The 23,185-nt window shown below is 69.1% G+C and carries 26 protein-coding genes; 15 read left to right on the forward strand and 11 right to left on the reverse strand.

Annotated features, from left to right (window positions below; all coding sequences use genetic code 11):
- Position 1: 1 nt before the first annotated feature.
- From narJ to DYE23_RS21190, 5 genes are all read right to left on the reverse strand, one after another.
- Complete coding sequence (gene narJ / locus DYE23_RS21170; protein ID WP_372516237.1) at positions 2-664, reverse strand: nitrate reductase molybdenum cofactor assembly chaperone; 663 nt, start codon at positions 662-664, stop codon at positions 2-4.
- Entirely contained in the window at positions 664-2,316 is a 1,653-nt protein-coding gene (gene narH / locus DYE23_RS21175; RefSeq protein WP_115328084.1) for a nitrate reductase subunit beta, read from the reverse strand. The genes narJ and narH overlap by 1 nt, the downstream gene beginning before the upstream one ends.
- A complete protein-coding gene (locus tag DYE23_RS21180; RefSeq protein ID WP_115328085.1) occupies positions 2,316-6,011 on the reverse strand; it encodes a nitrate reductase subunit alpha in 3,696 nt (1,231 codons plus the stop codon). The genes narH and DYE23_RS21180 overlap by 1 nt, the downstream gene beginning before the upstream one ends.
- Positions 6,008-7,228 (reverse strand): nitrate/nitrite transporter, encoded by a 1,221-nt coding sequence (locus tag DYE23_RS21185; RefSeq protein WP_115328086.1) that lies wholly within the window; start codon positions 7,226-7,228, stop codon positions 6,008-6,010. Before DYE23_RS21185 ends, DYE23_RS21180 begins: the two co-directional genes overlap by 4 nt.
- Before the next feature lie 116 nt (positions 7,229-7,344).
- Entirely contained in the window at positions 7,345-7,776 is a 432-nt protein-coding gene (locus DYE23_RS21190) for a (deoxy)nucleoside triphosphate pyrophosphohydrolase (RefSeq protein ID WP_099961819.1), read from the reverse strand.
- 27 nt (positions 7,777-7,803) lie between these two features.
- Here DYE23_RS21190 and DYE23_RS21195 point away from each other — a divergent pair, with 27 nt between their 5' ends.
- A complete protein-coding gene (locus DYE23_RS21195) occupies positions 7,804-8,085 on the forward strand; it encodes a 4a-hydroxytetrahydrobiopterin dehydratase (protein ID WP_115328087.1) in 282 nt (93 codons plus the stop codon).
- Here DYE23_RS21195 and DYE23_RS21200 read toward each other — a convergent pair.
- Positions 8,033-9,262 carry a mannosyltransferase gene (locus DYE23_RS21200; RefSeq protein WP_081437647.1) on the reverse strand — a complete coding sequence of 410 codons (1,230 nt, stop codon included), beginning with the start codon at positions 9,260-9,262 and terminating at the stop codon, positions 8,033-8,035. The two genes, DYE23_RS21195 and DYE23_RS21200, sit on opposite strands and share 53 nt — an antisense overlap.
- 159 nt (positions 9,263-9,421) lie before the next feature.
- On the opposite strand from DYE23_RS21200, the gene DYE23_RS21205 reads away from it, so the two are divergent.
- Both DYE23_RS21205 and DYE23_RS21210 read left to right on the forward strand, forming a co-directional pair.
- Positions 9,422-10,036, forward strand: a complete 615-nt coding sequence (locus tag DYE23_RS21205) for a hypothetical protein (RefSeq protein WP_011893040.1) — start codon at positions 9,422-9,424, stop codon at positions 10,034-10,036.
- 89 nt (positions 10,037-10,125) lie between these two features.
- Entirely contained in the window at positions 10,126-11,136 is a 1,011-nt protein-coding gene (locus DYE23_RS21210; protein WP_115328088.1) for an Rv1157c family protein, read from the forward strand.
- 74 nt (positions 11,137-11,210) lie between these two features.
- On the opposite strand, the gene DYE23_RS21215 is transcribed toward DYE23_RS21210, so the two are convergent.
- Complete coding sequence (locus tag DYE23_RS21215; RefSeq protein WP_011893038.1) at positions 11,211-11,357, reverse strand: DUF1059 domain-containing protein; 147 nt, start codon at positions 11,355-11,357, stop codon at positions 11,211-11,213.
- Positions 11,358-11,407: 50 nt separating this feature from the next.
- Between DYE23_RS21215 and DYE23_RS21220 the strand changes: the two genes are divergently transcribed.
- Both DYE23_RS21220 and DYE23_RS21225 read left to right on the forward strand, forming a co-directional pair.
- Positions 11,408-12,067: a nitroreductase family protein gene (locus DYE23_RS21220; protein WP_041799963.1), complete on the forward strand. Its 660-nt coding sequence runs from the start codon at positions 11,408-11,410 to the stop codon at positions 12,065-12,067.
- A gap of 31 nt (positions 12,068-12,098) precedes the next feature.
- On the forward strand, positions 12,099-12,494 hold the full coding sequence (locus tag DYE23_RS21225; protein ID WP_115328089.1) for a recombinase family protein: 396 nt from the start codon (positions 12,099-12,101) through the stop codon (positions 12,492-12,494).
- 42 nt (positions 12,495-12,536) lie between these two features.
- On the opposite strand, the gene DYE23_RS21230 is transcribed toward DYE23_RS21225, so the two are convergent.
- Complete coding sequence (locus DYE23_RS21230) at positions 12,537-13,121, reverse strand: HhH-GPD-type base excision DNA repair protein (RefSeq protein ID WP_011893035.1); 585 nt, start codon at positions 13,119-13,121, stop codon at positions 12,537-12,539.
- A 67-nt stretch (positions 13,122-13,188) separates the two neighbouring features.
- Here DYE23_RS21230 and DYE23_RS21235 point away from each other — a divergent pair, with 67 nt between their 5' ends.
- From DYE23_RS21235 to DYE23_RS21270, 8 genes are all read left to right on the forward strand, one after another.
- Complete coding sequence (locus tag DYE23_RS21235; protein WP_041799961.1) at positions 13,189-13,695, forward strand: pyridoxamine 5'-phosphate oxidase family protein; 507 nt, start codon at positions 13,189-13,191, stop codon at positions 13,693-13,695.
- On the forward strand, positions 13,685-14,113 hold the full coding sequence (locus tag DYE23_RS21240) for a hypothetical protein (RefSeq protein WP_011893033.1): 429 nt from the start codon (positions 13,685-13,687) through the stop codon (positions 14,111-14,113). Before DYE23_RS21235 ends, DYE23_RS21240 begins: the two co-directional genes overlap by 11 nt.
- Positions 14,114-14,123: 10 nt before the next feature.
- The gene (locus tag DYE23_RS21245; protein ID WP_013471094.1) at positions 14,124-15,350 is read left to right on the forward strand and encodes a sensor histidine kinase; all 1,227 of its coding nucleotides are present in this window, start codon (positions 14,124-14,126) and stop codon (positions 15,348-15,350) included.
- Positions 15,351-15,357: 7 nt separating this feature from the next.
- Positions 15,358-16,155: a LytR/AlgR family response regulator transcription factor gene (locus DYE23_RS21250; RefSeq protein WP_115328090.1), complete on the forward strand. Its 798-nt coding sequence runs from the start codon at positions 15,358-15,360 to the stop codon at positions 16,153-16,155.
- Positions 16,145-16,519: a DUF485 domain-containing protein gene (locus DYE23_RS21255; protein WP_011893030.1), complete on the forward strand. Its 375-nt coding sequence runs from the start codon at positions 16,145-16,147 to the stop codon at positions 16,517-16,519. Before DYE23_RS21250 ends, DYE23_RS21255 begins: the two co-directional genes overlap by 11 nt.
- Positions 16,516-18,258 (forward strand): sodium/solute symporter, encoded by a 1,743-nt coding sequence (locus DYE23_RS21260; protein ID WP_011893029.1) that lies wholly within the window; start codon positions 16,516-16,518, stop codon positions 18,256-18,258. The genes DYE23_RS21255 and DYE23_RS21260 overlap by 4 nt, the downstream gene beginning before the upstream one ends.
- Before the next feature lie 150 nt (positions 18,259-18,408).
- The gene (locus DYE23_RS21265; protein WP_041800609.1) at positions 18,409-18,759 is read left to right on the forward strand and encodes a DUF485 domain-containing protein; all 351 of its coding nucleotides are present in this window, start codon (positions 18,409-18,411) and stop codon (positions 18,757-18,759) included.
- On the forward strand, positions 18,756-20,387 hold the full coding sequence (locus DYE23_RS21270) for a monocarboxylic acid transporter (RefSeq protein ID WP_011893027.1): 1,632 nt from the start codon (positions 18,756-18,758) through the stop codon (positions 20,385-20,387). Before DYE23_RS21265 ends, DYE23_RS21270 begins: the two co-directional genes overlap by 4 nt.
- Positions 20,388-20,471: 84 nt before the next feature.
- Here DYE23_RS21270 and DYE23_RS21275 read toward each other — a convergent pair whose 3' ends face one another.
- Both DYE23_RS21275 and DYE23_RS21280 read right to left on the reverse strand, forming a co-directional pair.
- A complete protein-coding gene (locus tag DYE23_RS21275) occupies positions 20,472-20,657 on the reverse strand; it encodes a DUF5302 domain-containing protein (protein WP_011893026.1) in 186 nt (61 codons plus the stop codon).
- 29 nt (positions 20,658-20,686) lie between these two features.
- A complete protein-coding gene (locus tag DYE23_RS21280; RefSeq protein ID WP_011893025.1) occupies positions 20,687-21,130 on the reverse strand; it encodes a PPOX class F420-dependent oxidoreductase in 444 nt (147 codons plus the stop codon).
- Between the two features lie 81 nt (positions 21,131-21,211).
- On the opposite strand from DYE23_RS21280, the gene DYE23_RS21285 reads away from it, so the two are divergent.
- Positions 21,212-22,048 carry a class I SAM-dependent methyltransferase gene (locus DYE23_RS21285; RefSeq protein ID WP_011893024.1) on the forward strand — a complete coding sequence of 279 codons (837 nt, stop codon included), beginning with the start codon at positions 21,212-21,214 and terminating at the stop codon, positions 22,046-22,048.
- A gap of 9 nt (positions 22,049-22,057) precedes the next feature.
- On the opposite strand, the gene DYE23_RS21290 is transcribed toward DYE23_RS21285, so the two are convergent.
- Positions 22,058-22,423: an Rv1152 family transcriptional regulator gene (locus tag DYE23_RS21290; RefSeq protein WP_011893023.1), complete on the reverse strand. Its 366-nt coding sequence runs from the start codon at positions 22,421-22,423 to the stop codon at positions 22,058-22,060.
- Positions 22,424-22,459: 36 nt separating this feature from the next.
- Here DYE23_RS21290 and DYE23_RS21295 point away from each other — a divergent pair, with 36 nt between their 5' ends.
- A complete protein-coding gene (locus DYE23_RS21295) occupies positions 22,460-23,176 on the forward strand; it encodes an NAD-dependent deacylase (protein ID WP_172527823.1) in 717 nt (238 codons plus the stop codon).
- The last annotated feature ends 9 nt before the right edge of the window (positions 23,177-23,185 follow it).

Consider the following 23,185-nt stretch of genomic DNA (forward strand, 5'->3'; position numbering starts at 1 on the left):
CTCATGCCAGACTCCCCTTCCGTGCCGACTCCGCACGCCTCGGCGGCACCGTCAGCGTGAACGGTTGCAGCCCGACCGCCTCGGCGGGCGGGCCCGCCTCGGCGAGCCGCTCGGCGCGGCGCAGATCCTCCTCGGTGCTCTTCGGCAATGTCGCCAGCACCGCGGCCACGACCGGTGCGTACGGCGAGCCGGCCGCGCGCAGCGCGTCGTGCACCACGCTGATCGGCACCCGGTGACCGGTCAGCAGCCGTCGGCCGATCTCGGCGTCCACAGTCGCGGCGAACTCCAGCACGACCGGCAGGTGGTCGGGGGCCTCACCGACCGGCGGCGCGACCCCCGCCGCCTGGTACGCGGCGGTGAACTCGAGCATCGCCTGTCCGCGGTTGCGGGTCTCCCCGGCGGTCCAGTAGGTCAGGTACATGGTGGTGCGCCGACCCAGATCGAACGTCGCGACGTAGGCCTGGGCAGCAGCCATCGCACCGAGTCCGCGGACCGCGGTCAGCGCCGACGAAAGCTGTTGGGCGGCTTCGCCGTCGATGTGCTCGACCAGCCGCGCGGCGGCGTCCAGGGATTCGTCGTCGGGGTAGCTCAGCAGCAGCGAGGCGCACTGCCACACCAGCCGGTCGGTCAGTGCCGGTGCGCGGGGACGTCCGAGCAGCCTCATCATCGGTCGCCGTTCCGCGGGAACAGCCCCGACGGTGCGCCGCGGCCATCCCAGTTGAGCAGGTTGACCCGCGACGGCCGGCTCTCGTTGGCCGCCATGTGCTCGCTGGTCTGGCGCTGCTTGAGGGCGTGGAACGTCTCCACCGCGACCGGCACCGGCTGGCCACTGGCCTCCCCGAACGGCCCGGAGTCATACATCCCGGGCCCGCCCTCGAAGGACAGCGAGCAGCCGGACTCCTCCATCGACAGGGGTTCGACGGCGGCATAGGCCGTCGGGATCACATAGCGCTCTTCGTATTTCGCCAGCGCGAGCAACCGGTACATCTGGTAGATCTGTTCCTCGGTCATGCCGACCGACTCGGGGATGTGCGGTTGGGTCTCGCGCCCGAGGTTGACGTCGCGCATGTAGGACCGCATGGCCGCCAGCCGCCTGAGCACTCGCTCGACCACGGCGGTGTCCCCGGCGGTGAACAGTCCGGCCAGGTACTCGATCGGGATGCGCAACGCCTCCAGAGCGCCGAACAGGTTCCCGAGGTCCTCACCGTCGTGACCGTCGCGGCTCACCGCATCGACCACCGGGGACAGCGGCGGGATGTACCAGACCATCGGTACGGTGCGGAATTCCGGATGCAGCGGCAGTGCCACCCCGAAGGTGTGGATCAGCGCGTAGATCGGCGATCGCTGCGCGGCCTCGATCCACTCATCGGAGATGCCCTCGGCGCGGGCGCCGCTGATCACCGCAGGATCGTTGGGATCCAACAGGATCGACCTGTGCGCCTCGTAGAGGTCGGTGTCCTTCTCCACCGACGCCGCCTCGGTCACGCGGTCGACGTCGTAGAGCACCACCCCGAGATAGCGCAGCCGGCCGACGCAGGTCTCCGAGCACACCGTCGGCAGCCCGACCTCGATCCGCGGATAGCACAGCGTGCACTTCTCGGCCTTGCCGGTCTTGTGGTTGAAGTACACCTTCTTGTACGGGCAGCCCGACACACACATCCGCCACCCGCGGCAGCGGTCCTGATCGACGAGCACGATGCCGTCCTCGCTGCGCTTGTACATCGCCCCGGACGGGCACGACGCCACGCAGGACGGGTTGAGACAGTGCTCGCAGATCCGGGGCAGGTAGAACATGAAGGTCTGTTCGAGCTCCAGGCGCACGGTCTCACTGACCTTCTCCAAGATCGGGTCGCCGGAGAGGATTTCGGTCGACCCGCCCAGGTTGTCGTCCCAGTTGGCCGACCACTCGACCTTCATCGGCTCGCCGGTGATCAGGCTGCGCGGCGGCGCGACGGGCATCTGGTCACCCAACGGCGCGTTGATGAGGTTCTCGTAGTCGTAGGTCCACGGTTCGTAGTAGTCGTCGATCGACGGCATCTTCGGGTTGGAGAAGATGTTCAGCAGCTTGTTCAGCCGGCCACCGCCGCGCAGCTTCAGGCGGCCCCGCTTGTCGCGAACCCACCCGCCACGCCACCGTTCCTGATCCTGGTAGGTGCGCGGATACCCCTGTCCGGGGCGGGTTTCGACGTTGTTGAACCACACGTACTCGGTGCCCGGGCGATTGGTCCACGCCTGTTTGCATGTCACCGAGCAGGTGTGGCAGCCGATGCACTTGTCGAGGTTCATCACCATCGCGACCTGCGCCATGACCTTCATCAGTAGACCACCTCCTGTGAGCGGCGGCGCACCACCGTCACCTCGTCACGCTGATTTCCGGTCGGCCCGAGATAGTTGAACGCGAACGCCGTCTGGGCGTATCCGCCGGCCAGATGGCTGGGTTTGACGAGCAGCCTGGTCAGGGAATTGTGAATGCCGCCGCGCCGTCCCGTCGTCTCGGTCAGTGGTACGTCGATGGTGCGTTCCTGGGCGTGGTAGACGTAGACGACGCCTTCGGGCATCCGATGGCTGACAATGGCCCGGCACACCAGCACACCGTTGCGGTTGACGGCCTCGACCCAGTCGTTGTCGCGCACTTCGATTTTCGCGGCGTCCGCCGGGCTCATCCACATCGTCGGCCCGCCACGCGACAACGACAGCATGAACAGGTTGTCCTGATACTCGGAATGGATCGACCACTTCGAGTGCGGGGTCAGGTAGCGCACGGTCAGTCCGAGTTCGCCGCGAGCCCCGACAGCGGGCTCGCCGAACAGGCGGCCCAGATCGAGCGGCGGACGGTACACCGGCAGCTGCTCGCCGAGTTCCTCCAGCCAGTCGTGGTCGAGGTAGAAATGCATGCGGCCGGTGAGGGTGTGAAAAGGCTTGAGCTGCTCGATGTTCACGGTGAACGGTGCGTATCGGCGTCCGCCGGTCTCGCTGCCCGACCATTCCGGGCTGGTGATCACCGGCACCGGTCGGGCCTGGGTGTCGGCGTAGGTGATGCGGCGTTCCTCGCTGCCCTCGGCCAGGTGCGCCAACGGCCTGCCGGTGCGCCGCTCCAGTTCGCGGAAACCCTCGACGGCCAGGCGCCCGTTCGAGGTGCCCGAGAGCGCGAGGATCACGTCGGCCATTCGCTCGGCGGTGGTGATCGCCGGACGGCCCGCGGCCGGACCGGAGTCGAGCACGCCGAACTTGCGGGCGAGCTCACCGACTTCCTGGTCCGGGTGGGTCGTGACGCCCTTGGTGGTGAGTCCGAGCGTGTCGACCAGCGGGCCGAGCGTGGACCACTTGTCGGCGATCGCCGTGTAGTCGCGTTCCACCACCGCGATCGGGCCGATCGTCCTGCCGGGCACCGGGACTTCGCCGGTATCCCGCCAATCCCGGTGCGTCCCGGCCGGGTATGCCATCGCACCGGGGGTGTCGTGCTGCAGTGCGCCGAGCACCACGTCGGTGCGCGTGCCCAGGTGGGTGCGCGCCAGCGTCGAGAACGCGCGCGCCACCGCGCCGAACGCGTCGTAGTCCGACCGGGTCTCCCACGGCGGATCGATGGCCGGGCTGAACGCGTGGACGTAGGGGTGCATGTCGGTCGACGACAGATCGGCCTTCTCGTACCACGTCGCCGCGGGCAGCACCACGTCGGAGAGCAGCGTCGTCGACGTCATCCGGAAGTCGATCGACATCAGCAGGTCCAGCTTGCCCTCCGGGATGTCGTCGGGCCACACGACGTCGGCGGGGCGCAGCGCTTCGGGGGTCGGGGTGGCCTGCAGGTTGGAGTCGGTGCCGAGCAGATGCCGCAGGAAGTACTCGTTGCCCTTGCTCGACGAGCCGAGCAGATTGGCCCGCCACACGTTGAGGACCCGCGGCCAGTTCGCCGGGTTGTCGGGGTCGGTGACCGCCATCGTCACCTCGCCGGACGCGAGCTTCTCGCACACGTACTGCGGGATGTCGCGTCCCGCGGCGAGCGCCTCGTCGGCGATGTCGAGGCTGTTGCGGTCGAACTGGGGGTAGAACGGCATCCACCCCATCGCGGCGGCCGCGGCGACCACATCCATGGTGTGCTTGCCGGTGAAACGTCCGCGGGCAGTGGGACTGGCCAGCGTGTCGGCACGGTAGCCGTCGTAGCGCCACTGGTCGGTGTGGGCGTACCAGTACGACGTCCCGGGCATCTGGCGCGGCGGCCGGGACCAGTCGAGCGCCGAACCCATCGTCGCCCATCCGGTGACCGGCCGGCACTTCTCCTGACCGACGTAGTGCGCCCAGCCGCCGCCGTTGCGGCCCATCGACCCGGTCAGCAGCAGCATCGCCAGCACCGCGCGGTAGGTGGTGTCCCCGTGGAACCACTGGCAGATGCCCGCGCCCATGATGATCATCGACCGGCCGCCGGATTCCTCGGCGTTGCGGGCGAATTCGCGTGCCACGCGGGTGGCCTGAGCGGCCGACACCCCGGTGATCGGTTCCTGCCAGGCCGGCGTGTACGGGCTCTCCACATCGTCGTAGCCGGTCGGCCAGTCCCCCGGCAGCCCGGACCGTGCGACACCGTACTGGGCCAGCATCAGATCGAACACCGTGCAGACGCGGTGCGCACCGACCTGGCGCACGGGCACGCCGCGCAGCATGGTCGCGCCGTGCCCGTCGACGGTGTCGAAGCGCGACAGCGTCACCGCCGCGGTCGCCCCGTCGTGCACCTCCCCGGTCGCCACGGTCAACGCCGGCACCACGTCCCCGAGGTCGAGGTTCCACCTGCCCACACCCTCGTCGCCGTAGCGGAAACCGAGCGAACCGGGCGGCACGGTCACCGAATCGGTGGCGAGGTTGAGCAACGCGGGTTTGAACTCGGCGTTCTCGCCGCCGTACGCGGGTCCGAGGTCTGCGGCGGTGAGCATCTTGCCCGGCACCGTGACCCCGCCGCGCTCTTCGAGCTTGACCAGGAACGGGAGATCGGTGTAGGTGCGCACATACTCGTCGAAGAACGGGACACGCTGTCGGACAAAGTTTTCGGTGAGGATGACATGGCCCATCGCCATGGCGAGCGCGCCGTCGGTGCCGGCCGCACACGGCATCCACTCGTCGGCGAACTTGGTGTTGTCGGCGTAGTCGGGACTGACGCTGACCACCTTCGTGCCGCGGTAGCGCACCTCCGCCATCCAGTGCGCATCCGGGGTACGGGTCACCGGCACGTTGGAGCCCCACATCATCAGATATGTTGCGTCCCACCAGTCCCCGGACTCGGGTACGTCGGTCTGATCCCCGAACACCTGCGGCGAGGCGACGGGAAGATCGGCGTACCAGTCGTAGAACGACGTCATCGCGCCGCCGATCAGGCTGACGAACCTGGCCCCGGCGGCGTGGCTGACCATCGACATCGCCGGGATCGGCGAGAAGCCCGCGACGCGGTCGGGGCCGTAGGTCTTGATGGTGTGCACGTGTGCGGCGGCGATCATCTCGGTCGCCTCTGCCCACGTGACCCGCACCAGGCCACCCTTGCCGCGAGCCTGCTGGTAACGCCGCCGCCGCTGCGGATCGGCCTGAATGTCGGCCCACGCCAGCACCGGATCACCGATGCGCGCCTTGGCTTCCCGGTACATCTCGACGAGCACCCCGCGGGCGTACGGGTAGCGCACCCGCGTCGGCGAATAGGTGTACCAGGAGAACGCGGCGCCGCGAGGGCACCCGCGGGGCTCGTACTCCGGGCGGTCGGGGCCCACCGAGGGATAGTCGGTCTCCTGGGTCTCCCAGGTGATGATGCCGTCCTTGACGTAGACCTTCCACGAGCAGGACCCGGTGCAGTTCACCCCGTGGGTGGAGCGCACCACTTTGTCGTGGCTCCACCGGTCACGGTAGAAGATGTCTCCGTCGCGCCCGCCGCGGCGCGTGACGGTGCGAAGATCCCCGGAGAACTCCCCGGGAGTGAAGAACCGGCCGCTGCGCGCCAGCAGTTCCTCGACCCTGCCTCCGGTGCGGGGCGGAGTGCTCACGTGGCTTCCTCCTTGGGTTTCGGCTCGTGGGCGTGTAATCGCATCGCGGTGTAGCCGAACGCGATCAGTGCGGTCGCGACCAGCAGCGACAGTCCGAGGGTGTAGTCGTTCTCGACGCTGTCGTAGGTGCCGCCCATGACCAACGGCGGGAAGTAGCCGCCGAGTCCGCCTGCGGCCGCGACGATGCCGGTGACCGATCCGACCGATTTCGCCGGGGCACGCCGGGCTACCCAGGCGAAGACCCCTCCGGTGCCGATGCCCAGGAACAACGCCAGCGTGATGAAGGTGACGGCGGACCAGAGGTCCGGCGGCGGTTGGAAGATCGCGACGAACGCCGCCGCCGCGGTGCCGGCGAACGAGCCCAGGACGACGTACTTCGGCGAAATGCGGTCGGCCAGCATCCCGCCCACGGGGCGGGCCAGCACCGCGGCGAGCGCGAACGCCGCGGTACGCGCGCCGGCGTCGACGGCGGAGAAGTCGTAGATCGTCTTGATGTAGGTCGGTAGGTAGTTGGAGAAGGCGACGAAGCCACCGAAGACCACCGCGTACAGGAACGACATCTCCCATGTGACGGGCAGTTTCGCGGCCGCCTTCAGCTTGGGCATCACCGCGTCGTGGTTCGGCGTGAACTGCGGCGAGTCCCGCATGACCACCAGGCACAGCACCGCGGTCAACGCCAGCGCCACCGCGATGATGATGTGCGTGGTGAGCAGACCGAACCAGTTGACGAAACGCGGGGTGAAGAACGCCGACATCGCGGTGCCGACCATGCCCATGCCGAAAACCCCGGTGGCGAACCCCCGCCTTGACGCGTCGTACCAGTGGTTGGCGAACGGGATACCGACGGCGAAAACGGTGCCCGCGATACCGAGGAAGAGCCCGAACACCACCAGCAGCGGATAGGAGCCGGCAGTGCCCGCGATGCCGACCGCCAGCACCGGGACGATGGAGGCCACGGTCACCACGATGAACATCACGCGCCCGCCGAACCGGTCCGTCAGCGGACCCACCACGATCCGGCCCAACGCGCCGACCAGAATCGGGGTCGCCACCAGGACCGACGCCTCGCTGCTGCTGAGCGACATGTCTGCGGCGTAGGTCGTCGAGAGCGGGCCGATCATGTTCCAGGCCCAGAAGTTGATCGCAGAAACCCAGGTGGCCAAAGCCAGATTGAGTCCCCGCCGTGCGCCGATGTCCGGCGTAGTCGCCGTGCTCACCCGCCCAGACAAGCATGTTTGCCCGACGACTTCCACCGATTGGCGACAATTGAATTGATCTGGCGCAGATCGCGTTTCAGGACCAAGGCGATCCTCACTTCACCGACACCCGCTGTTCACCCGTCGGTGTCGGTGCCCGAACCGCTCTGCGTGAGGTTGTTTCCGGTGAGCAGTCCGACCAGATCAGGCAACCATGCACGATCGGCGGGCACCCACGGCAGGCTCGGGATTTCGTCGGCACGCACCCATCGCAGCGCACGATGATCGTGGGCCGTCACCGCGCCTCGGGTCCGTGTCACGGCATAGGCGCGCAGTGTCGTCGTCGCACTCAACGCGACATCGGCCCCGATACGCGGCCCGACCGTCACGTCGATTCCGAGTTCCTCGTTCAGTTCACGGGCGAGCGCGGTCTCGTCGCTCTCCGGGGGCGTGACCTTTCCGCCGGGAAGTTCCCACAGCCCGGCGAGCTCCGGCGGGCGGGCGCGCTGGGCCACCAGCAGCGCGCCGTGCTCGATCAGGGCGCCGGCGACCACGATCAGGTTGGACATCGGCGACGACGGTATACCGTCGAAAGCATGGCTGTATTGACTGACGAACAAGTGGACGCCGTTCTGCCCGAGCTCAACGGTTGGGAGCGCGCCGACGGGACGCTGCGACGATCGGTCGAGTTCCCCGCGTTCCTCGAGGGCATCGACGCGGTCCGGCGCGTCGGCGAGCACGCCGAGAGCAAAGACCATCACCCTGACATCGACATCCGTTGGCGCACTGTCACTTTCGCCCTAGTGACACACTCCGAGGGTGGGATCACACAGAAGGATCTGGAGATGGCCCGCGACATCGACGGGATCCTCGGATAGCGATCCACGCCAGCGTCGCCACCGTGGCGACGATGTAGATCAGGCCGGCCCACGCCAGGTACCACGGTCGGGGGATCACCCAGATCGTCGGCTGCGCGAAGCTCAGCAGCCACGGCACCCCGACGAGAATCAGCGCCAGCCATCCCCAGCCCAGCACCTTCGCGCCGAGTCGGTCACGCAGCGGTCCGTGCAGCAGCCAGATCATCAGCGGGATCAGCCACACCCAGTGGTGCGTCCACGAGATCGGCGACAGCAGCAGACCGAACAGCTGCACCACGACGATGCCTCCCAGCCGGTCCTGCGCGCCGTCGATCGCGCGCCACGCCAGCAGCGCGAGCACTGCGGTCACCGCGACACCGATCAGCACGACCGGGCCGTAGCCGGCGTCGTGGCCCAGGATCCGCGAGATCCCGCCGCGCCAGGACTGGTTGAACGACGTGCCGACCGGGCCGACGCGGTCGGCGTCACCGAGCAGCTCGGTGAAGTAGAACCGGGTCTGCTCGCCGACGATGAGCGCGGACACGCCGATCGTCAGCAGGAAGACGGCCGCCGAACACACCACCGCCGCCCAGCGCCGGGCGCCGACGAAGTACAGGCCCGCGACGGCGGGAGTGAGTTTGATCCCGGCCGCGAGACCCACCAGTAGTCCCGACAGCCACCACCGCGTGCTGTAGACGGCGTACAGGATCGCGAGCACCAGCAGGACGTTGACCTGGCCGTAGTCGAACGTGCTGCGCAACGGCTCCGTCCAGATCCCGACCGCCGTCCACAGCATCGCGACACGCCGGTCGCCGCCCCCGAGCAGCCGCTGGCTGAGCCGCACGACCCCGTAGAGCGCGGCGATGATGCCGATCTGCCACGCGAACGCGACCAGCCCGAACGGCAGCACATGCAGCGGATAGAACACGACGGCCGCGAACGGCGGATAGGTGAACGGCAGCGGGAAGTCCGGGGTCTGCTCCCCGTAGACGTAGCTGTAGAGCGTGCCCGGACCATCGAGTTCGGCGGCGCCGCCGACGTAGACGTGCAGGTCGACGAAGTTGGCGCCGTTGGGCACCAGGTAGGTCCACGCCAGTCGCGCGGCGATGCTCAGGATCAGCAGGAGTGGGGCCGCCGACGCGAGACGGGCTCCCCATCGGGAGCTCGTGGTCGGCGTCGTGGAGTCGGTGGTGTTTATCGGACCGACTCTAGCGAGCGGTCACCGTCTGCCTTCACCTCAGTAACGGTTGGATAAATGCCACTCTTGTCACTTGAGTAACTCTAGTAACAGGCTAGCTTCGGGTGAACGGCATGCCATCGATGTCATTCACGGCCGACCAAGATTGGGAGATCTCTGATGCACCGCACCCGGAAACTGTTCGCAACCACGATGTTCGCCGCGGCTGGGGCGGTGTCGGCCGCGGTGGCGCTCAGCGCCACAGCCACCGCGCAGCCCGCGCCGGCTCCCGCCCCCGCTCCCGAGGTCCCCGGCCTGCCGTTCCTGCAGCAGCTCGCCGCGAACCCGGCCGCCGCGACGCAGCTGATGCAGGGGTTCGCCAACCTGATGGGCACCGCACCCGCGGCCCCCGCCGCCACCGCGACCGCCGTGCCCGCGACCCCGGTCACGGGTCCCGGCGCGACGGCCTCGATCACCCTGCCGCAGCCCGCGAATGTGCTGCCGGGCGCGACCGCACTGGGCAACGGCAACGTCACCACGGTCCCGGCCGGCAACACCACGACGGTTCCGCAGACCGCCCCGGCGGCCCCGGCGTCGCCGCTGACAGGTCTGACCGATCAGCTCGGCATGCCCGGTGGGCTCGCGTCACTGCTGCCCGCCGGTAACCCGCTGGCAGGTCTGCTACCCGGCGCCGCCACCACGGCCCCGGCCACCACGGTGGCCCCGGCGGCCGTCGCACCGGCAGCTGCTCCGGCGGTGCCGTCGATGCTCAGCCCGCTCGCGGCCCTGCCGTGACGCTGGGCTGAACCAGGCCAGCTGTAGTCACCGAAGTCACTGCACCACAGACGTATTGGGGGATCATGTCCACGACCGGAAGCAAGGCTATGACGAAGACCCGGCTCACCACCGCGCTGGCGGTGTGCTCTTCTGCGGTGCTGCTGACGGTCGGCGTGGCCGGACCGGCGAACGCCGACCCCACGGCGCCGCTGCCGGCCCCGCTGCCGATCGACGGGCTCCAGGCCCCCGGCCTGCCCGCCGTGCAGAGCCTGGGACCGGTGATCCAGCAGGCGGCCTCTGATCCCACCAATGCGGCATCGATGTTGATGGCCGCCGCCGCGGTGTTCGCAGGGGACATGGCGGTGCCGAAGCCGTCCCGCGACGTCGCGTCGGCGGTCAACCAGTTCGTCGCGCAGCCCGTCGCGCATGTGCCGGCCACCGGCGCGGTTCCGGGGTTCGAGGCGCACCTACCCGCCGGCGTCGACCCCCGTCATGTGCTCGGGCCAGCCCCGGAGGCGGTTCCGCAGGCGCTTCTCGAGGTCGCGCATGCTCCCGCGGCCGCCGCGGCACCCGGTCCGGCACCGGCACCGGGCCCGGCCCCCGAGGTCGCGACTCCTGTCGCGGCGCCGGTCGCCGATCCGGCGGCGCCGGCCGCCGCTCCCGTCACGCCGGCCGCCAACCCCGCCGGTGCGCCCGGCCTGGGCCCGAACGCGCCCGTCACGCAGGATTTCCTGTACCCGTCGATCAGCAACGGGTGCCTGTCCGACGGCGGCAACGTCCTCGCGACGGCGATCTCGGTGGCCGGCCCGGCGACGATCCCGCTGCCCGGCCCCGGCCCCGGCCAGACGGCCTACGTCTTCACCGCGATCGGCACGCCCGGACCGGCCGCCGAGCAGAAGCTGCCCCTGAACGCGACGTGGGTGAACCTCACCACCGGAAAGTCGGGCAGCGTCACCCTCAAGCCGCGTCCGGACATGAACCCGAACGGGCCGACCACGCTGACCGCCATCGCCGACACGGGATCGGGCAGCATCATGTCGACGGTCTTCGGTCAGGTCACCACGACCGAGAAGCAGTGCCAGTTCATGCCGACGATCGGCTCGACCGTCGTCCCCTGAGGGAGCCTCGCGAGCGTGCACTCACGGTAGTGGAACCGCGCGATTCACTACCGTGAGTGCAGTTTCGCGAGAGGTCAGTAGGCCATGAAGAGGATGGCGTCGCGGTCGTAGTCGCGGCCGGGGTGCACCTCCGACAGGTGGGCCTGGGCCTTCTCGACGAGATCCTCCTCGTCCTTACCGGTGATCGCTTCGCCGCAGGGGCAGTTCAGGTGAGTCTTCATACGCACCACTTTGGCACAGCGACCGTCGCGCGATGAGACAAGATCTCAACATGGACCTGTACGACGTGATGCGCACGACCGGCGCGGTCCGCCAGTTCACCGGCGACCCCCTGCCCGACGACGTCCTGCGGCGCATTCTGGACCACGCGCGGTTCGCCCCGAGCGGCGGCAACCGGCAGGGCGTGCACGTGATCGCGGTGCGCGACGTCGCGACCCGCCGGGCCCTCGCCGAACTGAGCCGGACGGGTGCGCGACGCTACCTGGCGCAGAAACACAACGGCGAAGGGCCGTGGAACCCATTGCGCCCCATGAAGGTCACCGCCGACGAAGTCGCCGCCATCGAGGTGCCGGAGCAGATGACGGCCCCGCTGCTGACGGCGGCCGTAGTGCTGGTGTTCTCCGTCGACCTCGACGTGGTCGCCGCAATCGATCAGGACCTCGACCGCATCGGCCTCGTCGCCGGGGCCTCGGTGTACCCGTTCGTGTGGAACGTCCTGCTCGCCGCGCGCAACGAAGGCTTCGGCGGCGTGCTGACCACGATGGCCGTCGCCGAGGAGCCGCGCGTCAAGGAGTTGCTCGGCCTGCCCGACGAACACGCCGTCGCGGCGATCGTGCCGATGGGGCGCCCGCTCCGCCAGGTCACGAAGCTGACCCGCAGACCGGTCGCCGAGTTTGCCACCCGGGAGAATTTCGACGGCGAGTCTCTGTGACCGCACGCGCCCGACGTGAGACCTTGGCAAGGTGGCGGTCACGTTGGGGTATGCGACGGCCGTCCCCGGCTGCGCGGACCTCGACGACCAGCTCGCGGCGCTGACGGCCGCGGGCGTGGACCCGCGGCGGGTCTTCACCGACAGGACACCCGGCTCCGCGGACAAGATGCGCGCCGGGATGCTGGCACTGCTCAGCTACGCGCGCGCCGGCGACGTCGTCGTCGTGGCGGCTCTGGAACGGCTGGGCCGCTCGGCCGCCGAGGTCACGCGTACGGTCGCCGACCTCACCACCCGGGGCATCACGCTGCGCTGCCTCGCCGACGGCCTCGACACCGCGACCTCCACCGGCCGGGTCGTCGCCAAGGTGCTCACCGACCTGGCGTCGCTCGACGCGCCGGACTCCGTCGAGAGTGCGCACAGGGCGTGATCGCGGCCGTCTCGGCGATCTGACCGCACGCTCGCGACGAGCTCAGACCTTGGCGGCCTTCGCGGCCTTCGCTGCGGCCTTCGCTTCCTTCTTGTACGCCCGCACCTTCTGCAGCGACCCCGGATCCTTCACATCCGCCACCGACATGTGACTGCCCGCCTTGCCGTAGTCACCGGCCGCGGCCCGCCATCCCTTGGCGTCGACGCCGTACTGCTTGCCGAGCAGGGCGAGGAAGATCTTGGCCTTCTGTTCCCCGAAACCCGGGAGCGCCTTGAGCCGGCGCAACACCTCTTTGCCGTCGGCGCCATCGGACCACAGCGCCGATGCGTCTCCGCCGTACTCGTCGACGATCACCTGCGCCAGCGCCTGCACCCGCTTCGACATCGAGCCCGGAAACCGGTGCACCGCAGGCGATTGCGCGCACAGCGCGGTGAACGCCTCGGGGTCGTGGTCGGCGATCGTCTCGGCGTCGAAGCTGCCCATGCGGTCGGCGATCTTCTTCGGCCCCGCGAACGCCACTTCCATCGGTATCTGCTGATCGAGCAGCATCCCGACCAGAAGCGCGAACGGATTGGCCTCCAGCAACTCGTCGGCCGCGGGGTCCTGAACCAACTGCAGTTTCGCCACGTGGCCAGTCTAGGACGGTGTCCGCGAACCCGTGACCGGCCATCGCGTCCGGCGTAACCTTCCCCGTGTGGCGTCGCCGGCCGTCGAGATCATCGAGAACTACTTCACGTGTGAGTTCACGACGATCGCGCGCGACGGTTCGCCCCAGACCTGGCCGGTGAGTCCTCGCCTGCTCACCGACGGCCGGTTCCTGCTCACCACCAGCATCGGGCTGCCGCAGAAGGCCTTCAACATCCGCCGCAATCCGAAGGTCGCCATGCTCTTCTCCGAGCCCACCGGCAGCGGCCTCACCTCTGCCGGCGCGGTCCTGATCCAGGGTGACGCGATCGCCGAGGACCGCATCGTGACCGACGTGGCCACCGAGCCGGAACTCGCCGCACTGACCGAAACCCTGTTTGCCCGCCAACCCGCCGGCGCGTTCTGGAGCAGCTGGCCGGGGCGGCAGCTGTGGTGGTCGTACTACATGCGGCTGTTGATCTACGTCACGCCCCGTCGTGCCCTGTTCTGGCCGACGCGTGATTTCACCACGGCGCCAATCGAACTCGATCTCAACGAGGTGCAGCGTGTGGTCTGACGCAGCCAAAGAACTGAGCAAGTTCACCGAGGCGGTCCTGACCGCGCTGGACACCGACGGCTACCCGCTGAGCGTGCGCGTCCCCGCCCGCGACTTCGACCCGGCCACCGGCACCCTCGCCGTCTCGCTGCCCGCCGACCTGCACGCCGCCGAAGGGCAGGCCAATCTGCTGTGCCACTACCACGACGACAAGCTGTGGAGCCTGGACTCCACACAGGTCAAGGGCTGCCTGCGCAGGCGTGACGACGGCTGGGTTTTCGCCGCCGAGCACTTCACCCCGAAGTCCCGGTGGCACATGGTGTCGTTCCTGCGCCGCATCCACACCTCCGGGCAGAAGTATCTGGACAGACGCGGGCTTCGCCGTCCCGCGGTCAATTGGGCTGCCCTGAGCGACATTCGGCGCCGCGCGGCGAAGTAGCGTAACCAAGATGCCCGGCGAACTCGCGATCGCACTCACGGCCGCGCTGATCCTGCTCGCCGTGGCCGCCGTCGTCGTCGCGGTCCGGACCCGGCGGGTGGTGGCGACCCCGACCGAACGCGCGGTGCACGCCGCACTGCACACCGCGTCGCTCGCGGCCCGCGCGTTGCGCCAGGGCCTGGACACCGATTCGGCGAAGACGTCCGCTCCTTTCCTGCGTGAACTCACCGGCACCGACGGCCTTGCGCTGTTCGGTGGCGACGGCGCACTGCTCGCCAGGGATCCCGACGACGACGCCGTGTGGCCCCCCGACGTGCGCGACGCCTGCGACGGAGCCGCGCGACAATCCATCTCCGGTGGGCGCCGGGTGATGACGCACGCCCGAACCTCCGCGGTGGTCGCGCAGCCGATGCTCACCGAGACCGGAGACCTGCTCGGCGTGCTGGTCGTCGTCACGACCCGCTCCCCCGGGCCCGGAATGCTCGGCGCCGTCGGCGAAGTCGCGCGGTATGCGGCCAGCCAGATCGAACTCGCCGAACTCGACGCGTCCAGGGCGCGCCTGGACCGGGCCGAGGTGCTGGCGCTGCGTGCCCAGATCAGCCCGCACTTCATCTACAACGCGCTCAACACGATCGCGTCGTTCGTGCGCACCGACCCCGACCGCGCCCGGGAATTGATCCTGGAGTTCGCCGACTTCACCCGCTACTCGTTCCGGGCGGCGGGGCAGTTCACCACCCTGTCGGACGAACTGCGCAACATCGACCGCTACCTGACGCTGGAACGGGCCCGGTTCGGCACGGCCTTGAAGGTGACGTTGCGGGTGGCCCCCGAGGTGCTCAATGTCGTGGTGCCGTTCCTGGCGCTGCAGCCGCTGGTGGAGAACGCCGTCCGGCACGGGTTCGCGGGCCGCGGCAGCGGCTCGATCGAACTGGTCGCGCGCGACGAGGGCTCCGACTGCGTGATCACCGTCGAGGACGACGGCGTCGGAATGGATCCCGACGCGCTGCGGTCCGGTCCGAGCGACGCACTCTCGGCCGGCGACGCCGAGCCGGAGGGGACGGGCGCGCATGTCGGGCTGACCAATGTCGACCATCGGCTGCGCGCGGCCTTCGGCAACGACTACGGTCTGGTGGTCGAAACGGCGATCGGCGCGGGCACCAAGGTGATCATGCGGGTGCCCAAGTTCCGGTCGGGGGTGCGGGCCAGCGGAGGTGGGTTCGGGGTTGGGGCGAAATGAGTGAGTCGTGACCAAGCCGCTCACGGTGCTCGCCGTCGACGACGAGGTTCCCGCGCTCGATGAGCTGGCCTACCTGTTGGACCGCCATCCGTGCATCGCCGAGGTCTTCCGCGCCGGGGACGCGACTTCCGCGCTGCGCGAACTGAATCTGCGCCCCATCGACGCGGTGTTCCTCGACATCAACATGCCCGGGCTTTCCGGGATCGAACTCGCCGGGGTGCTCGCGAACTACGCCCAGCGTCCGGCGATCGTGTTCGTCACCGCGCACGACGACAAGGCGGTCGCCGCCTTCGACGTCGGCGCCGTCGACTATCTGCTCAAGCCGATCCGCGAGGAACGCCTCGACGAGGCCGTCCGCCGTGCGGCGCAGGCGCAGGCCGGCCCGCCCCCCGACGACGAAACCCCGGCGCCCGAGCCCGAATCCGACGTCGTGCCGGCCGAACTCGGCGGGGTCACGCATCTGATCCCGCGCAACAGCATCGGCTGGATCGAGGCAGAGGGCGACTATGCGCGACTGCACTCGGCGTCGGGCTCGCATCTGGTTCGCATCCCGCTGAGCACCCTCGAAACCCGCTGGCGTGAACACGGTTTCCAGCGTGTCCACCGTTCCTACCTCGTCGCGCTGAAACTGGTGACCGGGCTGCGCACCAGCGACGGCGCCGTCCTGGTACGCCTGCGCGCCAACGGCGCGTCACCGGCCGTGGAGTTGCCGGTGAGTCGGCGACAGGCCCGTGAACTGCGGGACCGGCTGGTGCGCAGCCCGATGCGCAACCTGCGACCGGCCGGGAGTTCCGATGACCAGTAGCGAACGGCCGCAGCGGCAGCGGGTGGTGCTGGCCCACCGGCGGGGCGCACGGATGGTGCGCACCCGGGTGGAGGTGCAGGAGCAGACGCAGGTGGGCGACGCGCTGGTGCGCGGGCTGGTGCGTGCGCAACTGGGTCTGGCCTTACGGCTGGCCGCCGTCGTGGTGTGCCTGATCGGCGCGATCCCGTTGCTCAACGCCGTTTTTCCCGACCTGGGCAGCGTCACCGTGTTCGGTATCCGGCTGAACTGGCTGGTGCTGGCCGTGCTGGTCTACCCCCTCCTCTACGGCATCGGGCGGTTCTACGTGCGCCTTGCCGAGCAGAGCGAGCGTGACTTCGTCCGCGTCGTCGACGCCGAACCGTGACCGGATCACCGCTGACGGCTGTCGCGCTGCTCGCCGCGGCGGTGGCGACCGTCGCGATCGGCGCCTACGGCGTGCGGTTCTCGCGCACCACCTCCGACTTCCTGGTCGCGTCCCGCACGGTCGGTTCGCGGTGGAACGCCGCGGCGATCTCCGGTGAATACCTGTCGGCCGCATCCTTTCTGGGTGTCGCCGGGTTGATCGCCAAGTACGGCGCCGACGCACTGTGGTACCCGGTCGGGTTCACGGCGGGCTATCTGGGACTGCTGCTGTTCGTCGCCGCCCCGCTGCGCCGGTCGGGCGCCTACACCGTCCCTGATTTCGCCGAGTTCCGGCTCGGATCAACACGATTGCGCAAGGTCGCGATGCTCGTCGTCGTGGTGATCTGCATCTTCTATCTGGTCCCGCAGTACCAGGGCGCCGGGTTGGCGTTGAAAACCCTTCTCGGCACGCCGGTCTGGCTCGGGCCGCTGGCCGTGGGCGCCATCGTGATCATGAACGTCGTCGCCGGCGGGATGCGCTCGATCACGTTCGTTCAGGCGTTCCAGTACTGGCTCAAGCTCACCGCCGTCGCGATCCCCGCGCTCGCGCTGGCAGGCCTGTTCCTGTCCGATCGCGGCGGCGACCTCGGCGGACCGCTCCCGCCGACCGTGCACCAGGAGACGACCGTCCAGATCGAGACCGACGTCGTCGTCCAGGTCGCCGAACCCGCGGGCATCACGGTCACCGGCACCCTCGACAACCGTGACGTCGAGGGCGTCCCCATCGGCTCGGCGGGTCGGCACACCCTGGGCGCGGGCAGCAGCCTGACGCTGGCGGCGGGCGCAGCCACCCCGGTGGTCGACGGGACGCCGAGCGCCGGCGCGGACTGGATCTCCTCCGGCGGGGGGCTGGGCGGACAGCATCCGCTGTATCAGGTGTTGTCGATCATGGTCGCGACGTTCCTGGGCACCATGGGCCTGCCGCACGTGCTGGTCCGGTTCTACACCAACCCCGACGGGCGGGCCGCCCGTCGCACGGCGCTCGCGGTCATCGCGCTGCTGTCGCTGTTCTACCTGTTCCCGACGTTGCTCGGGGTCTTCTCCCGGTGGTACGTCCCGCAGTTGCTGATCACCGGTACCGCCGATGCCGCCGTGCTACTGGCACCGGGATCGGCGATCGGGGGTGCGGCCGGTCAACTGCTCGCGGCGCTGGTGGCCGCCGGTGCGATCGCAGCGTTCCTGGCGACGTCGTCGGGGCTGCTGGTGAGTTTCGCGGGTGCGCTGGCCACCGACGTGCTGCCCGGCCGCGTCCGGGACTTCCGGGTGGCCGCCGTCGTCGGCGGACTGATACCGATCCCGTTGGCGCTGGCGGCTTCCGGTGACCTGGAGCTGTCCCGCAGCGTCGGGTTGGCGTTCGCGGTCGCGGCGTCGACGCTGTGCCCGCTGCTGGTCCTCGGCATCTGGTGGCGCGGTCTGACCGCGCGCGGCGCGATGTCGGGTCTGGCCGTCGGCGGGCTGCTCTCCGGCGGCGCGGTGACCGTCGCGGTGGCCGGCGGCATCGACGAGAACGCCCTCGGTGGCTGGCCGGCGGTGCTGATCGGCTATCCCGCCGCCCTCAGCGTGCCACTCGCGTTCGCGACGATGATCCTGGTCAGCCGGTTCACCCGCGACGAGGTGCCCCCCGACGTCGCGCAGACGTTCGCGCGGATGCACGTGCCGGAGAACCTGGGCATGGGAATCGAGCGTCTGCCGCGCGCCTGACGTGCCGCCGTTCGTCGCCGACCATCGACCGTTCACCGCACGCTCCCCCGGCCTCGCCGTGTCCGACGCGTCCGCGCTGGGTATGTGACCTACATCTCAACTACCTTTCACCCAGAGCCGGTTCACAGCAGTCAGGAGCGTGAGATCAAGGTGTCCGAGACCAACCTTCCGATTCGCCCGGAAGCCATCAGCGGCGATCGCTATCTAGAAGTCCAGGCCAGTCCCGAGTTCCAGGAGTTGCGGAGCCGTCTGCGCCGCTTCGTGTTCCCGATGACGGCGGTCTTCCTCGTCTGGTACACGACCTATGTCCTGCTGGGCGCGTTCGCCACCGACTTCATGGCCACCAAGGTGTGGGGCGACGTCAACGTCGGCCTGCTCATCGGCCTGGGCCAGTTCCTGTCGACGTTCCTGATCACCGGTCTGTATGTCCGCTTCGCCAACCGCGAACTCGATCCGCGCGCCGAGGCGATCCGCACCCAACTGGAGAGTGAGATCCGATGACCACCCTGCTGGCGCAATCCGAGACGGTCGGCAACCCGCTGGCCAACATCGGCATCTTCAGCCTGTTCGTCGTGGTCACGATGATCGTCGTGATCCGGGCGAGCAAGCGCAACGCCACCGCCGACGAGTTCTTCACCGGCGGCCGCGGCTTCTCCGGACCGCAGAACGGCATCGCGATCGCCGGTGACTACCTGTCGGCGGCCAGCTTCCTCGGCATCGCCGGCGCGATCGCGGTGTACGGGTACGACGGCTTCCTGTACTCGATCGGCTTCCTGGTCGCGTGGCTGGTCGCCCTGCTGCTGGTGGCCGAATTGCTCCGCAACACAGGACGATTCACCATGGCCGACGTGCTGAGCTTCCGGCTCAAGCAACGCCCGGTCCGGCTGGCCGCGGCCACCAACACCCTGACGGTGTCGCTGTTCTACCTGCTGGCCCAGATGGCCGGCGCCGGCGGCCTGGTCGCCCTGCTGCTCGACATCAACAGCCGCGCAGGGCAGTCCGTCGTGATCGCCGTGGTCGGCGTGCTGATGATCGTCTACGTCCTGGTCGGCGGCATGAAGGGCACGACGTGGGTGCAGATCATCAAGGCCGTGCTGCTGATCGCCGGTGCCGGCTTCATGACGGTGATGGTGCTCGCGAAGTTCGGGCTGAACTTCTCCGAGATCCTCGGCTCCGCCCAGTCGGCCATCAGCGGTGCGACCACCGCGGGCGTCGCCGATCGTGACGTGCTGGCCCCCGGCGCGCAGTACGGCGGTTCGCTGACCTCGCAGATCAACTTCATCTCCCTGGCGCTGGCGCTGGTGCTGGGCACCGCGGGTCTGCCGCACGTGCTGATGCGCTTCTACACGGTGCCGACCGCCAAAGAAGCCCGGCGCTCGGTGGTGTGGGCGATCGCGTTGATCGGCGCCTTCTACCTGTTCACCCTGGTGCTCGGCTACGGAGCCGCGGCGCTGGTCGGTCCGGACCGCATCCTCGGCGCGGCCGGCGGTGTCAACTCGGCGGCCCCGTTGCTGGCCTTCGAGCTCGGCGGCGTGATCCTGCTCGGCGTCATCTCCGCGGTCGCGTTCGCGACCATCCTCGCGGTGGTGGCGGGGCTGACGATCACCGCGTCGGCATCGTTCGCCCACGACATCTACGCGTCGGTGTTGAAGTCGCACAAGGTGACCGAGGCCGAGCAGGTGAAGGTCTCGCGGATCACCGCCGTCGTGCTCGGCATCCTCGCGATCGGCCTGGGCATCCTGGCCAACGGGCAGAACATCGCGTTCCTGGTGGCGCTGGCGTTCGCGGTGGCGGCGGCGGCGAACCTGCCGACGATCATCTACTCGCTGTACTGGAAGCGGTTCAACACCCGTGGCGCGCTGTGGAGCATGTACGGCGGTCTGATCTCGACCATCGTGCTGATCGTGTTCTCCCCGGCGGTGTCCGGATCGAAGACCGCGATGATCCCGGGCGCGGACTTCGCGTTCTTCCCGCTGGCCAACCCCGGCATCGTGTCCATCCCGCTGGCCTTCATCCTGGGCATCGTCGGCACGCTGACCTCACCTGACGACGAGGACCCGAAGGTCGCTGCCGAGATGGAGGTCCGCTCGCTGACCGGCATCGGGGCCGAGAAGGCCGTGTCCCACTAGCGCCCCGCTCCACCCCGCCGAAATTGCATTCCAGCAGGCAAAAGTCGAGAAGACGCCTGCTGGAATGCAATTTCGGCGAAAGTCTCAGCCGCTCTTGCGGCGGAACTCCCGGCGGTTCTCGACCGGGCCGTGCGCGCCGCGCGACTGCTTGGCGCCGCCGTCGCGGTGCGACGAGCCGCTGACCGCCTTGGCATTCTTGCGTTCCAGAGCTTCCCGGAACTTGCGTTTGCTGTCGTCCTCGCCGGACTCTGCGGACTCGTTCGATGCCATGTCGGCAGCCTAGTCCGCCGGGGCGGGGTTCAGCGCTTCCCCGGCGGCATGCCGTACACGTGCGAGATCGGCAGCGTCATCAGCACCCGGCGATCGTCGACCATCGCCCGGCGGTAGTCGTCCCAGTCGGGGTGTTCGCCGGCAAGGCTGCGGTAGAGCTCGACCAGACCGGCGACGGTGTCGTCGTCGGGGTTCGCCGCGGGCGGCGACAGGACGGCGTCGCCCTCGGCGACGGCGTAGGCCCACCCGTCGTCGGAGCTGACGTGGATCGCGGCGCGCGGGTCCCGCCGCAGGTTGCGCGTCTTGGCCCGCGGTTCGGTGATCGACACCGAGATCGTCAGCGCGCGCGGATCGAAGAAGTACGACACGTTCGACAGTTGAGGCCGGCCGTCGCGCTTCAGGGTGGCCAGCACACCGAGCGAGTTCCCGGCGAGCAGCGCCAGCAGCTTGTCGTCGAAGACATCGCGCGTCATGGGACGAGCCTACGACTTCTGCGGGCCTGGGAGGATGGACCAGGTGGCCCCGTTACGCAATCATTCAGGAGGAGACCACCGATGAGCCCCACCGACAAGCACTCCGCCGACCTCACCGGGGTGTCGGAGACCGCGTTGATGACGCTGCTGGTCCGGGCGACCGAGGCGCGCCGGCCCGATTCCCTGATCGACGACCCGATGGCCGTCAAGCTCGTCGACTCGCTCGACTTCGACCGCGCCAAGTTCGGTTTCGTGCGACGCCAGGACATGGCGGTGCGCGCGCTGGTCTTCGACAAGTGGACGCGACGGTATCTGGTGGACCACCCCCGGGCGACGGTCGTCGCGCTGGCCGAAGGTCTGCAGACGTCCTTCTACCGGCTCGACTCCGGCCCCGAGAGCGTCGGCCACGATTTCCGCTGGCTCACCGTCGATCTGCCTCCGATGATCGACCTGCGCACCAAGCTGCTGCCGCCGTCCGACCGCGTCCGCACGCTCGCGCAGTCGGCACTCGACTTCAGCTGGATGGATCAGGTCGACACCAGCGAGGGCGTGTTCATCACCGCCGAGGGACTGCTGATGTATCTGCAACCCGCCGAGGCGATGTCGTTGATCACCGAATGCGCAGCCCGCTTCCCGGGCGGCCAGATGATCTTCGACCTGCCGCCGTCTGCCTTCGCGTTCCTGGTCGGTCGCGGGGTGCGCGCCTCCCTGCGCTACCGCGTCCCGCCGATGCCGTTTTCGCTGACGATCGCCGAGGCCGCCGACCTGGTCAACACCGTCCCCGGCGTGCGGGCCGTGCACGATCTGCCCGCCGAGCACGCGCGCGGACGCCTGATCAACGCGCTGCTGTGGACGGCGCAGCGGGTCCCGCTGCTCGATCCGATCCGGCCGATGTTCACGCTGCTGGAGTTCGGCTGACCGAGCGGGTCAGCCGAACGCGCTCTCGATGTAGCGCAGCGCCTCGTCCTTCTCGACGCCGAGCGCACGCGCCGCGGAGACGTAGGTGTTCGCGGCGGTGGCCATCGCCACGTCGGCCGGATCGGCGCGCGCCACGAAGGTGCCGAAACGGCCCCTGGTCTCCAGGATTCCCGCGGCCTCCAGCTCCCGATAGGCCCGCGCCACCGTGTTCACCGCCAGATTGACCTGGCCGGCCAGCTCACGGACCGTCGGCAGCCGGGTGCCGGGAGCAAGCTCGCCGTCCCGGACCCCCGCGATGATCTGCGTCCTGAGCTGATCGAACAGCGGCCTGGCCGCGTGCGGATCAACCTTTACCCAATCCCCCAAATCCCCCACGCCCCCAGTATCGCCTACAGCCGCTAACTTGGTGGAGTGCAGGTGACGGTATTCAGCGGCGCCGGGATCTCCGCCGAGAGCGGCGTCCCGACGTTCCGCGACGTCGAGACGGGGCTGTGGGCGAAAGTCGACCCGTACGAGATCTCCAGCGCCGACGGTTGGCGCGCACACCCCGACCGGGTGTGGGCCTGGTATCTGTGGCGCCACCACATGATGAGCGCGGTCGGACCCAACAACGCCCACCGCGCCGTCGCGGCGTGGGAGGACTACGCCGACGTGCACGTCGTCACCCAGAACGTGGACAACCTGCACGAGCGCGCGGGCAGTCGTCGGGTGTACCACGTGCACGGCAGCCTGTTCGACTTTCATTGCGACACATGCCGATCCGCCTACTGCGGCCCGGTCCCCGACATGCCCGAACCGGTCGAGTCCGTCGACCCGCCCGTATGCGAGGCGTGTGGCGGGCTGATCCGGCCCGACGTCGTGTGGTTCGGCGAGGCACTTCCCGACGATGCCTGGGAGCGCTCGGTCGAGGCGGTCGCCGGCGCGGACCTGGTCGTCGTGGTCGGCACGTCGTCGGTGGTCTACCCGGCGGCGGGTCTTCCGGAGATGGCGCTGGCCAACGGAACACCGGTCATCGAGGTCAATCCCGAACCGACGCCGTTGTCGTCGAGCGCGACCGTGACACTGCGCGAGAAGGCCTCGACCGCGCTGCCGGGACTGCTGCAGCGGTTGCCCGCGCTGCTCACCTAAGCCGCGCCC

Origin of the sequence: Mycolicibacterium gilvum, assembly GCF_900454025.1 — a bacterium.
Lineage (GTDB): Bacteria > Actinomycetota > Actinomycetes > Mycobacteriales > Mycobacteriaceae > Mycobacterium > Mycobacterium gilvum.

Bases quoted from the DNA above. Each gene is read 5' to 3' on its own strand.
- narJ (WP_372516237.1), bottom strand. From the start codon at position 664: ATGAGGCTGCTCGGACGTCCCCGCGCACCGGCACTGACCGACCGGCTG.
- narH (WP_115328084.1), bottom strand. From the start codon at position 2,316: ATGAAGGTCATGGCGCAGGTCGCGATGGTGATGAACCTCGACAAGTGC.
- DYE23_RS21190 (WP_099961819.1), bottom strand. From the start codon at position 7,776: ATGTCCAACCTGATCGTGGTCGCCGGCGCCCTGATCGAGCACGGCGCG.
- DYE23_RS21195 (WP_115328087.1), top strand. From the start codon at position 7,804: ATGGCTGTATTGACTGACGAACAAGTGGACGCCGTTCTGCCCGAGCTC.
- DYE23_RS21205 (WP_011893040.1), top strand. From the start codon at position 9,422: ATGCACCGCACCCGGAAACTGTTCGCAACCACGATGTTCGCCGCGGCT.
- DYE23_RS21210 (WP_115328088.1), top strand. From the start codon at position 10,126: ATGACGAAGACCCGGCTCACCACCGCGCTGGCGGTGTGCTCTTCTGCG.
- DYE23_RS21215 (WP_011893038.1), bottom strand. From the start codon at position 11,357: ATGAAGACTCACCTGAACTGCCCCTGCGGCGAAGCGATCACCGGTAAG.
- DYE23_RS21220 (WP_041799963.1), top strand. From the start codon at position 11,408: ATGGACCTGTACGACGTGATGCGCACGACCGGCGCGGTCCGCCAGTTC.
- DYE23_RS21245 (WP_013471094.1), top strand. From the start codon at position 14,124: ATGCCCGGCGAACTCGCGATCGCACTCACGGCCGCGCTGATCCTGCTC.
- DYE23_RS21255 (WP_011893030.1), top strand. From the start codon at position 16,145: ATGACCAGTAGCGAACGGCCGCAGCGGCAGCGGGTGGTGCTGGCCCAC.
- DYE23_RS21270 (WP_011893027.1), top strand. From the start codon at position 18,756: ATGACCACCCTGCTGGCGCAATCCGAGACGGTCGGCAACCCGCTGGCC.
- DYE23_RS21275 (WP_011893026.1), bottom strand. From the start codon at position 20,657: ATGGCATCGAACGAGTCCGCAGAGTCCGGCGAGGACGACAGCAAACGC.
- DYE23_RS21280 (WP_011893025.1), bottom strand. From the start codon at position 21,130: ATGACGCGCGATGTCTTCGACGACAAGCTGCTGGCGCTGCTCGCCGGG.
- DYE23_RS21285 (WP_011893024.1), top strand. From the start codon at position 21,212: ATGAGCCCCACCGACAAGCACTCCGCCGACCTCACCGGGGTGTCGGAG.